The sequence below is a fragment of the Thermanaeromonas sp. C210 genome (assembly GCF_013167955.1).
Taxonomy (GTDB): domain Bacteria; phylum Bacillota; class DSM-521; order Neomoorellales; family Neomoorellaceae; genus UBA12545.
Map to the genome: position 1 here is coordinate 379808 of NZ_BLWF01000003.1, position 11142 is coordinate 390949.

Consider the following 11142-nt stretch of genomic DNA (forward strand, 5'->3'; position numbering starts at 1 on the left):
CTCCTATTAAGGCCCGGTGACGGGTAAAAACCCTTCCACCTCTAAGCCTACCGGTACTCGAAGCAGATTCCAATTATCAAGCAAATAACTGCACTTTTTTCATTAATTCAGTTTATGCTGGAGGTGTCTATGGACGACCCGGGGAGAAATAATTACCATTTCTAAGCCTTGGGCCGTCGAGACGGCAAGGCGGAGACAACAAAAACCCCTTCACCTTGCTGGTGAAGGGGCTGGTATACGTTTCTGCCGTCAGTTTATTTCCCAATTGCTTCCTTAATTTTTGTTCTTACCCTTTCGCTAAAGCGGAACCCATTCTGTTCCAGGCTATCGAGGATTGGATCAATAGCAGGCAATAACCCCTTTTTTACACCAAGCGCCACAACGCCTAAGGTACCCATAATCCTTAAGCCCGAGTTTCTGGCGATACGTCGGGCTTTTTTCTCATCAACTAAAAGATAATCCGCCTTAACTTCCTTGGCTAAAACGATGGCTTCCGCTTCTCCCCGATCAAGGTCGGTTCTAAGTAAGGAAACCGCCAGAGCGTTTTGTACTTGGAGGGTCTCGATCCAGGTAGCTTCTCTGATTTCTTTCACACCGGGAAGTTCAGTTCCCTGTAATACCACTTCATTGTATACACCTTGAGGAATAATAATTCGTCCGAATACGGCATGCAGGAGGTTTACTTGCTTAATCCGGGCTAAAGCAATAAGTGGTGTCGAGTTAGAGACCACTTTCATTTTGCAAAAACTCCTTAACGGTCGCCAAGTCTTCCTCTAGCTCGTCGAGATCATAATTGAGAGGAATGTTATGTGCGGCCAAGAAATCGAGGAATTCCTGTTTGGAAACGTTGGCCAGTTCCGCCGCCTTGCCCAGGGATAAACTCCCATCTGCGTAAAAGGTTGCCACCAGCCTCTTCAAGGCCTCCATTTTTACCCGTTGAGCCGATGCCCGGCCTTTGATGAACAGTTCTTTTGGCAACTCGAGATCAATCCTTATAGTTTGGTCCGGCATTTTAGCGCCTCCCGGTAATACCAACTTTAGCAAAATCATACCATAGAGAGATACACATCCTCAATTTTATGTTTATTATAGTCCATCTGTGATATTGTCATCTTGAAAAAATCTGTAACAGCTTGTAAGGCTTGCTTATGGCAGGCAGGAAGTCAATAGAGAATAACGATGATTGGGACAGCCATAGACATCAGCCGAGCAGAAAGACTGCTAAAGCCCAAAACAGCTTCCCGGGCAACAGTGACAAATGAAGGGGATGAAATGAGTTATGTTTAAAAAACCGGCCGTTCTTCTTGAACGCCGGCAGATGGAAGCTGCCCTGCAATTATACCAGAAATGCAAGGGGTGGCAGGCGACGGATGAGGCGCTGGATTCCCTTGCCCGGTCTTTTCCGGACTTCGATTTCAAATCGATCTTGCTCAAAGCGGCAGCCGTCAACGCCCTCTACGGAACCCAGGTTTACGCCGTAGTAGAGGTGGCCGAACACTTATGCAGCGTCTTGGGAAATACCACGTTACCGGCTACTCCCGCCCTCGTAGAGGAGCTGGCAAAGGTGAAATTTGTCAGGGGGTCAAAGCACATAACATGGACGTTCCGGAGTTTTGCATCCAAATTCGCCCACTTTTTTATTGATCCGAATCAATTCCCGATTTACGACTCATATGCGGTTAAGATGCTCACATACCATTTGAATGGGAAGGGCAGGGAAGGGCTCTCGTATGAGCAGTTTGCGGCGGGCTTTTCAGCGTTGAAGGATGCCCTGGATTTTCCCGTGACCACTCGGGAACTCGACCGGTACCTGTGGTTGGCAGGCCAATTGAGGGCATGGAAGGGCTTATTGCCCTGGAGAAGCCCTTATACTGGAATTAATTCCGAATTGCGGCACCTCTTCGAAACCCCCGCGGGGGAAGTCCAGGAGCTTACGAGAGCTGTCCTTGGAAGGGGTGAAAATCCGTGAGAAATACTGGACGTGAAGGCCGCCCTTTTCGCAGCACCGCTTCTTTCGGCAAACTGCAGGAAAACGCAGGCACCCCGCCCGAAGTTTGACCGGTATAGAAATAATTTCAGCCTATTGGAGTAGCATACAAAAAATTTGGGGTATCATTTGCCCGTATTAAAGGGACAAAAATTGAAGAGAGGTAACACACCATAGAAATTATTTTCTATGGGTTCCCCTTAGGATGATTTTTTATTTTCCTTATTATTTCTGAGCTAGATTGAGCAAGTCTAAGCTATAGCAAATTATTCTATCGAAGATTTTTAAAATTTTAAGCGTGGAAAGATAAACCTAATTTGGTTAATAGTAGCATGGAATAGTTTATGAACAAATTTTTTAGATTCCATATTTGGCATAATATGTCTTAGCCATTTCCATAGTAAACTTCTGCCGGGTCTAGCGCCGCAGGCGAGATAAACCCGGTCGATGCTAACTTCGTTTAGCATAAGCCTACCAGCACCCGTACTACCTGGATGAGCAAGGCCGGGTCAAAGCCGGGTCTTACCTCGATGCTGGCCAGTCCTATTTTGACCAGTAGGGACTGTTCTGGGGAACCTTGCTCGCTTATTTCTATTGGCAGCCACCGGTTGGAACTCTCCGGGGGAGCTGTGGTCTGGTTCTTAAACTTCCGCAGCCAGTACCATAACTGCCTGGGGCTAATGCCCTCATGGGAGGCGCACCATTCTTTAACGCTTTGCCCGCTTTCCCTGTATTCGGCTATACGAGCTTCCCACAGTTGCTGTAATTCGGCTCTGGTCATAAGGGGAAATCCTCCTCAGTTAGTTTTCTGAGGAAGATTATCCCTTAAACTCGAGCACAATGCCAAGGTGGGTTATATTTGACGCTTACATTGAGCGGCGTGAGAATGGCCGCCGGATGCTTGCGCCGCCGGTCTGTCATCACGTTTTTGAGATGGAAAAACGGAAGGAAACATGAAGCATGTCTACATAGCAACATAAAAGCACGTATGTAAGTCAATATGGTGGTAAGTTGGTAATATGGCTTACCACCGTACTGGCATATCAGTATGCTGACATGAATACATGTCAATATACTGTTATGTAGAGATGTAAGTATACTGATAAGTCACCGTGCTGACATAGTTGCAGGTCACGCCACTCGCGCCGCTTCTGATGGTCGGGCGGCGTGAGAAAAAGGCCGCAGGACCGTCGCGCCTACGCAGCGACCGTCCGGCGGGGGAAAAGCGGCATCCTTCAGCCGTTGGCTGAAAGATGCCGGTAATTAGGAACCGCCGCAAACCTTATTTAAAAACCACTACTTCGAAGGCTTGTCCGTTGTTTCTTGGATAGACACGACCCTGTGCGGGGCCGTGCCGTCGATAAGGGCTACTTTTATGCCGGGTATTACTACAGCATCGAGGGAATTGTTGTCAGAGGAGCAGCAGTGAAATTCCACATCAAACCCCCTTGCCAGCATGGTCTCTCCGATTTTGCGCATAAAGGTTGATTTGCCCACTCCAGGCCCGCCTTTGACCACAAATATGCGCGTGGCATCCGGTTCGATAATGTAATCGTAAAAAGAGTAAAAGCCGTAACAAGTGTTACCGCCAGGAAAGACCTTTCGTAATTTCCCCTGAGGCATACGGATCCCCCTTTTGACCTGCAAAACCTCTCTAGGACAATATATGCCCGCCGATGGAGAAATTGCCCGGGTGAGGGGTTTTTATAATACGAAAATCTTTTTCATAATACAGTATTCAGCGGTTTAACCTATTGTTTTTGCCTCTACCTTAACCTATAATGATAAAGCAACAGGGCAATGGTGTCCTAGACTGGCCGCAAAGGGGTGGCGATGTTATCGGTATTTATTGTAGAGGTGGGGCCTTCAGTGCGTCAGCCCAGGATTTTTCTGGCATCGGCCGACCAGACATCCCTTCAGTCTTTGAGGCAGGTGTTGCAGCGGGAAGGGTATCTGGTAGCGGGAACGGCCCAGGACGGTTCCCAAGCCCTGAGGTTAATTCATACCTTGCACCCCGATCTGGTCATTCTCGATAGTGAACTAATAGGAACCGGTGCTTTGGAGGTTGCGAGGTTCATCAATGAAAAACAAGTAGCGCCCATTATTATGCTGGCTTCCTCCTGGCACCGCAATATCATCAGTAAAGCGCGGGATTTTCCGGTGTTTGCCTACTTGATCAAACCAGTGCAGGAAAACGCCCTTTTACCGGCTGTAGAAGCGGCCCTGGCTAACTATGAAAAGCTGGCCCGTTTAGAAGAAGAAGTAAACAAATTAAAAGAAACTCTGGCTGCCCGCAAGCTTATTGAGCGGGCGAAAGGAATCCTTATGGAGACTTTAGGTATAACAGAAGCAGAGGCTTATCGCCGCATCCAGCGGCAAAGTATGGATAGGTGTGTTCCCATGAAAACTATCGCCGAGGCTATAATTGTGGCTCACGACCTGCAAAAAGAGGAACAGCATAAAAAATAAAACTCTTATCGCGTAGTTTTAGTTTTTATAGTTTATTCATTTAAGGGCAACGGCGTCCTCTAAGCAGAAAGGTAAACGTAATTACCTTCTGCGGGGACGCTTTTAATTTTTCTTTCAATAAATTACAAAAGGAGGTTTCTCCTATGAATGACAAGGAAAAGAGGGCTAGAATCTTAAAGCAGGCGGAAGAATGGGGAGTCAAATTTGTGCGGCTGCAGTTTACCGACATATTGGGTGTATTGAAAAATGTAGCCATTCCAGTAACCCAGCTCCCTAAGGCCCTAAATAATGAATTAATGTTCGACGGTTCTTCCATTGAAGGCTTTGTCCGTATTGAAGAATCGGATATGTATCTTTATCCTGATCCGGATACTTTTGTCGTTTTTCCCTGGAGGCCCCATGAGGGGACTGTAGCCCGGCTTATTTGCGATATTTATCACCCCGACGGCACTCCCTTCCCGGGCTGCCCTCGTAATACTTTGAAGCGGGTACTGGCTGAAGCTGAGGAGATGGGCTTTGTCCTGAACGTAGGGCCCGAGGCCGAATTCTTTCTCTTCCATACCGACCAGTCCGGGCGTCCTACTCTGGAAACCCACGACCGGGCCGGCTATTTCGATCTTACTCCTATAGATCTGGGAGAAGATGCCCGCCGGGATATGGTACTAACCTTGGAACAGATGGGCTTTGAAATTGAAGCTTCTCACCATGAAGTGGCTCCGGGACAGCATGAGATCGATTTTAAATACGCCGATGCTTTAACCACGGCCGACCGCATTGCCACTTTTAAATTTGTGGTGAGGACTATAGCCCAGCGTCACGGCCTCCATGCCACTTTTATGCCTAAACCCATATATGGTATCAACGGTTCCGGTATGCATTGTCACATTTCTCTCTCCTTCTCAAATGGGCAGAATGCCTTTTATGATCCCCAGGGAGAACTGGAGCTCAGCGAAATAGCTTATCAGTTTATAGCCGGCATCATGGCTCATGCCCGGGCGCTGGCGGCTATTACCAATCCCACGGTCAACTCTTACAAGCGCCTGGTACCCGGCTATGAAGCTCCGGTTTACATTGCCTGGTCGCCCAGGAACAGGAGTCCTCTTATACGTGTTCCTGCTAAACGAGGGCCCTCCACCCGTATAGAGGTGCGGCATCCCGATCCTTCGGCCAATCCTTATCTGGCCATTGCCGTCCTGCTTAAAGCTGGACTGGACGGCATTAAAAAGCGGATGGTACCCCCTCCCCCCGTATATAAGAATATTTATGCCTTGACTTCCGAAGAACGGGCCCGAGAAGGTATAGGCGTTTTGCCGTCCACCCTGGAAGAGGCCCTGAACGAACTGGAGAAAGACGAGATAATCAAGGAGGCCTTAGGAAGCCATATTTATGAGCGTTTTATGGTGGCCAAGAGGCTGGAATGTGAACAGTACCGGACGACGGTGCACCCATGGGAGATAGAGCGGTACCTTACCAAGTTCTAACGGGTGCTCGCTTTCGGGAAGGAGGAAATAGATGTATCGGGAAGGTAAACGGCGGATTCCCGCCGGTTGTGCCCTCAGCGGCTTTATTAACCGCGACGGCAGGCGGGAGACGGGAGAACGCATTATAGAGTCCATTGCCCTGATGAATGAACGCTCTAACGGCCTGGGCGGCGGGTTTGCTGCTTACGGCATTTATCCGGAACACAAAGATTATTACGCCCTGCACCTGCTTTTCGATGATAAGCACAGCCGCTACCAGGTAGAAGACCTGCTCAAAGAGAACTTTCATATTGAAGCCGAGGACCGCATTCCCACTCGTCGTGTCCGCTCAATAGACAAGGCTCCCGGGCTGTGGAGGTATTTCGTGGTACCGCGCCTGTCCAAGATAAGAGAGGCCCAAGAGGACGAAGAAGATTTTATGACCCAATTAGTGATGCACATCAACGACGCCATCCCGGGCGCGTATGTGATATCCAGCGGAAAAAATATGGGAGCCTTTAAGGGCGTAGGTTACCCGGAAGATATCGGCGAGTTTTTCCGGCTGGATGAATACAAGGCCTATACCTGGATCGCCCACGGCCGTTTTCCCACCAATACGCCGGGCTGGTGGGGAGGAGCTCACCCCTTTACCCTTCTAAATTGGTCGGTAGTCCATAATGGAGAAATTTCTTCCTACGGAGCTAACCGCCGGTTTTTGGAGATGTTCGGCTATAAAATTACCCTGCAAACGGATACCGAAGTTATTGCTTATGCCGTAGATTTGTTAGTAAGGCGGCACGGCCTGCCCATGGAAGTGGCGGCTAAGGTACTGGCACCGCCGTTCTGGCAGGAAATTGACAGAATGGAGCCCCCGAGGCAAATACTCTATCGCCGGTTACGGGTGGTTTACGGGAGCCTCCTCCTTAATGGCCCTTTCTCTATAATCGTAGGTTTCCCTGGGGGATTGATGGCTTTAAACGACCGCATAAAGCTGCGGCCTCTGGTTGCCGGGGAACACGGCGCAACCCTTTATGTGGCCAGCGAAGAGGCGGCCATAAGGGAGATCTGTCCAGAGCTGGAGCGGGTATGGTACCCCTCGGGGGGTGAACCCGTCCTCGGTAAACTGGAGGAGGAGTGTGTATGCCGCCTATCAGCATGAACCCACCTGAATTCAGGGTAATCCGCGATGAAGAAAAATGTATCAAGTGCCTGGTGTGTGTCCGCCAGTGCGGTTTTGAAGCCCAGCAATACGACGCGGAAGAGGACCGGGTTTATACTATTGAGGATAATTGCGTAGCCTGCCAGCGCTGTGTTTGCCTTTGCCCTACCAGGGCTTTACGTATCGAACAAAACCCGGTGCCCTATAAAGCTAATGCCCACTGGACGCCGGAATATATTCATAACATTAACAAGCAGGCGGCTACCGGGGGTGTCCTTCTTACCGGCATGGGGAACGATAAACCTTTTCCCGGTTACTTTGACCGGTTGCTGCTCAATGCCAGCCAGGTCACCAACCCTTCCATCGATCCCTTGCGGGAGCCCATGGAACTCCGGACGTATCTGGGCAGCCGCCCGGATTGTGTCACCCTCGACGAGGGCGATGCGTCCGGCCAGCCGCCCCTGGTGGCCCTGGAAACCCCCATTATGTTTTCGGCAATTTCGTACGGTGCCATCAGCCACCAGGCCTTTGAAGCCCTGGCCAGGGCCGCCAGGGAATACGGTACCCTCTTTAACACGGGAGAAGGTGGGCTGCCCGAAGATCTCTACGAATATGCCGACCATGCCATAGTCCAGGTGGCTTCGGGGCGTTTCGGGGTCCACAGCGAGTACCTCAATGCTGCCCGGGTTATTGAAATCAAAATCGGCCAGGGTGCTAAACCGGGTATCGGGGGCCATCTACCGGGGGAGAAAATTACGGCCTCTATTGCAGCCACCCGCATGATTCCGGAAGGTACAGACGCCCTGTCCCCGGCGCCCCATCATGATATTTATTCCATTGAGGACTTGAGACAGCTTATTTTTACCTTGAAAGAAGCCACCCGTTACCGGAAACCCGTATCGGTAAAAATCTCTGCTGTGCACAATGTGGCCGCCATTGCCAGCGGCATTGCCCGGGCCGGTGCCGATATTATCGCCATTGACGGTTTCCGGGGCGGCACCGGCGCTGCTCCTCTGATGATCCGGGATCATGTGGGCATCCCCATAGAACTGGCTATTGCCGTCGTGGACCAGCGGCTGCGGGAAGAGGGTATCCGCAATCGGGTTTCCCTGGTAGCCGGCGGCGGTTTTCGCTGCAGTGCCGATGTGGTAAAAGCCATTGCCCTGGGAGCCGATGCGGTTTATATTGCCACTGCGGCTTTGGTAGCCCTGGGATGCCATCTCTGTCAAAGGTGCTACACCGGTAAGTGTAGCTGGGGCATTGCCACCCAGGACCCATACAAGACCAGGCGTATAAATCCGGAAATAGGGGCGCAAAGGCTCTACAATCTGCTCCACGGATGGTCCCATGAAATCAAGGAAATGCTCGGCGGGATGGGCATCAATTCCCTCGATAGCCTGCGGGGTAACCGGCTCCACTTGCGGGGTGTTGGCCTGAAGGAGACTGAACTAAGACTTCTGGGGGTCAAGCATGCCGGAGAGGGTATGTAGGGGGGCCTTCCCGGCCCGTGCGAGCCTTGTAGAAATCCACCGGGGTACCCTTAGGCCGGCCTCGGGGGAGAGGGAGAAGAGGGGTGAACAGTGGTGAAAAAAGTTTACGCGCTCCGGGAATATTGCATGAACTGCCACCTGTGCGAAGTGTACTGTATTACTGCCCACTCCAGGAGCCGTGACGTATGGAAGGCTTTTAAACGGGAAGACTTACGCGGTACTCACCGCGTCTTGGTAGAAGAAAAGTGGCCCGAATCTCTGGCTGTCCAGTGCCGCCATTGCCCTGAACCGCGCTGTGTGGAGGGGTGCATCTCCGGGGCTATGGTCAAGGAACCCGATACAGGAATGGTTTATTGCCAGGAAGATAAATGCGTGGGGTGCTGGACCTGTGTAGCCAGTTGTCCCTATGGGGCTATTCGCCCGGGCCATCGCCATGGCAAACCCGTCCCGCTAAAATGCGACTTGTGCAAGGACCTCCCTGAACCGGCCTGTGTAGTCCATTGCCCCAACGGCGCCCTGGTCTACCAGGAGAGGGGAACCGGAACATGAGGTATGTAATTATCGGCAATTCTGTGGCCGCGGTTAACGCCTGCCAGGGGATACGCGAACTGGATAGGGAAGGTACTATAACCATTATTTCAGCAGAAAATTACTACGCCTACGGTCGCCCCTTAATATCTTACTGGCTGGAAGGCAAGACTGATTCTGAAAAAATGCCTTACCAACCTGTTGAGTTTTACCAAAAGAATAAAATAAACGTGCTCTTAGGGAAAAAAGCCGTGGGCTTGGATGTTAACCGGCGGGAAGTTAAATTAGACGATGGTTCTTCCCTACCCTACGACCGCCTCCTCATAGCCACAGGCGGTCAAGCCATAGTTCCGCCCCTTACCGGCCTTACAGCTGAAGATTACTTTGCTTTTCTAACTTATGACGACGTCCTCCGTTTAGCCCGGAGGGCCTCACCGGGCAAGGAGGCAGTAGTTCTCGGGGCCGGGCCCAGCGGGCTAAAAGCCATGGAAAGCCTTGTTACAAGGGGTGCGCGCGTTACCTTAGTAGAACTGGCTTCTCGTATATGGTCTCCTGTTCTGGACCGAGAGGCAGCAGCCCTGATTACCCGCTTTCTTGAGGAGCAGGGGGTAACTGTAATCTTGCAAGATACTATCCTAGGTGGCAGGCGTAATAATGAGGGCCGGTTAGAGCTCGACCTCCAGTCCGGCAGGCAGTTAACCTGCGATATACTGGTCGTGGCCATCGGTGTTAGGCCCAATACCGAATTGCTGGAAAAGGTGGCCGGCGTGAATCTGAACCGGGGCGTAGTGGTAGATGAATATTTAAGTATAGGCCTCCCCGGTATTTACGCGGCAGGAGATGTGGTGGCGGGCGGCCCTCCCCTTTTACCCCATGCTGCGAGGCAGGGCCGCATAGCCGGCCGCAATATGGCCGGGGGCCGGGAAAAGTATATAGCGGGACCGGCGTATAATGCTCTCGGTTTTTTGGGCTTGCACACCATTAGCATAGGTATTAGTGCCCCTGAACCGGAGGAGGGTTATGAGATACTGGCCGAAAAGCGGGAAGAGGGGCGGATCTATCGGAAGCTGGTGCTGGATAACAACCGCCTAGTAGGAGCTCTCTTTATTAATGAGTTCGACCGTGCCGGGCTCTACCGGCGTTTGATAGAAGAGCAGGTGGACGTTACACCTTTTAAGGATAACCTTTTACAAAAGGGGTTTGGTTTTCTGCATCTCCCTGGGGAGCTGTGGGAGGGTAAACTTGGGGAGTGAAAGGCAGGGGCTGGCGATGGGGTGAAAAAGATAAACGCCCGCGGTTTGGGTTACCGGGAATTGAATGAGAAAATCAGGTCGCTCCTCGATAACGGCGAAGATGAACTGGTCATTGAGAATGTTAACGGACAGAGATACATCGGCACCGGGATACAAGGTAAAGCCAGACTAAAAATCTACGGGGTCCCGGGCAACAATCTCGGTGCCCTTATGGATGGTCTGCATATTGAGGTTCATGGCAACGCCCAGGATGGAGTGGGCAATACCATGAACGACGGTACGGTTATCATTCACGGGCACGCTACCGATATTGCCGGCTATTCCATGCGGGGCGGCAAGATTTTTGTTCGCGGTAATGTAGGTTACCGTGTAGGTATTCATATGAAGGCTTTTAAGGAGAAAAGTCCTTTAATTGTAGTAGGGGGACGGGCAGGGGACTTTCTGGGCGAATATATGGCCGGGGGAACCCTGGTACTCTTGGGCCTGGATCTCAGACCAGGTGAAAGACTCGTGGGCAACTATCTGGCTACCGGTATGCACGGTGGAGAAATTTTCATCCGCGGGGAACTCAAGGGAGTGTTCTTAGGTAAAGAGGCGCAACCCCTTGAGCCCAGCCGCGAGGACTACGAGCGCCTCAAGTCTATTGTAGAGGAATTTGCCAGTTATTTTGGCCTCGATAGCGATAGAATTCTATCTGAATCCTTTATAAAGCTGATTCCTTTAAATAGACGTCCTTACGGCAACCTCTACGCCCATTAGGCCGTGAACGGGACGGCCCCCCGATCATATAATGAAC

General features: G+C 51.1%; 11 protein-coding genes and 1 pseudogene. 8 read left to right on the forward strand and 4 right to left on the reverse strand.

Features of this window, described 5'->3' with window-relative positions:
- Positions 1-254: 254 nt before the first annotated feature.
- Positions 255-737 carry a DUF3368 domain-containing protein gene (locus tag TAMC210_RS09310; RefSeq protein ID WP_173298532.1) on the reverse strand — a complete coding sequence of 161 codons (483 nt, stop codon included), beginning with the start codon at positions 735-737 and terminating at the stop codon, positions 255-257.
- Entirely contained in the window at positions 721-1011 is a 291-nt protein-coding gene (locus TAMC210_RS09315; RefSeq protein WP_173298533.1) for a UPF0175 family protein, read from the reverse strand. Before TAMC210_RS09315 ends, TAMC210_RS09310 begins: the two co-directional genes overlap by 17 nt.
- 268 nt (positions 1012-1279) lie before the next feature.
- Between TAMC210_RS09315 and TAMC210_RS09320 the strand changes: the two genes are divergently transcribed.
- Positions 1280-1969, forward strand: coding sequence for a hypothetical protein (locus tag TAMC210_RS09320; protein ID WP_173298534.1), 690 nt, complete (start codon positions 1280-1282; stop codon positions 1967-1969).
- Between the two features lie 478 nt (positions 1970-2447).
- Here the strand turns inward: TAMC210_RS09320 and tnpA are convergent, their stop codons facing one another.
- Positions 2448-2768: an IS66 family insertion sequence element accessory protein TnpA gene (tnpA, locus tag TAMC210_RS09325; protein ID WP_173298535.1), complete on the reverse strand. Its 321-nt coding sequence runs from the start codon at positions 2766-2768 to the stop codon at positions 2448-2450.
- Between the two features lie 554 nt (positions 2769-3322).
- Positions 3323-3610 (reverse strand): annotated as a pseudogene (locus TAMC210_RS09330) (hypothetical protein); the annotation flags it as partial.
- Between the two features lie 246 nt (positions 3611-3856).
- Here TAMC210_RS09330 and TAMC210_RS09335 point away from each other — a divergent pair.
- The 7 genes from TAMC210_RS09335 to TAMC210_RS09365 all read left to right on the forward strand — a co-directional run bounded on the left by TAMC210_RS09335 (position 3857) and on the right by TAMC210_RS09365 (position 11105).
- Positions 3857-4456, forward strand: a complete 600-nt coding sequence (locus TAMC210_RS09335; RefSeq protein WP_173298537.1) for an ANTAR domain-containing response regulator — start codon at positions 3857-3859, stop codon at positions 4454-4456.
- Positions 4457-4599: 143 nt separating this feature from the next.
- A complete protein-coding gene (gene glnA / locus TAMC210_RS09340) occupies positions 4600-5937 on the forward strand; it encodes a type I glutamate--ammonia ligase (protein ID WP_173298538.1) in 1338 nt (445 codons plus the stop codon).
- Between the two features lie 31 nt (positions 5938-5968).
- Positions 5969-7075: a class II glutamine amidotransferase gene (locus TAMC210_RS09345; protein ID WP_173298539.1), complete on the forward strand. Its 1107-nt coding sequence runs from the start codon at positions 5969-5971 to the stop codon at positions 7073-7075.
- Positions 7057-8565, forward strand: a complete 1509-nt coding sequence (locus TAMC210_RS09350) for a glutamate synthase-related protein (protein ID WP_173298540.1) — start codon at positions 7057-7059, stop codon at positions 8563-8565. The genes TAMC210_RS09345 and TAMC210_RS09350 overlap by 19 nt, the downstream gene beginning before the upstream one ends.
- A gap of 93 nt (positions 8566-8658) precedes the next feature.
- A complete protein-coding gene (locus TAMC210_RS09355; protein ID WP_173298541.1) occupies positions 8659-9114 on the forward strand; it encodes a 4Fe-4S dicluster domain-containing protein in 456 nt (151 codons plus the stop codon).
- A complete protein-coding gene (locus TAMC210_RS09360) occupies positions 9111-10346 on the forward strand; it encodes an NAD(P)/FAD-dependent oxidoreductase (protein ID WP_173298542.1) in 1236 nt (411 codons plus the stop codon). Before TAMC210_RS09355 ends, TAMC210_RS09360 begins: the two co-directional genes overlap by 4 nt.
- Before the next feature lie 21 nt (positions 10347-10367).
- Positions 10368-11105 carry a hypothetical protein gene (locus TAMC210_RS09365; RefSeq protein WP_173298543.1) on the forward strand — a complete coding sequence of 246 codons (738 nt, stop codon included), beginning with the start codon at positions 10368-10370 and terminating at the stop codon, positions 11103-11105.
- Positions 11106-11142 lie beyond the last annotated feature (37 nt).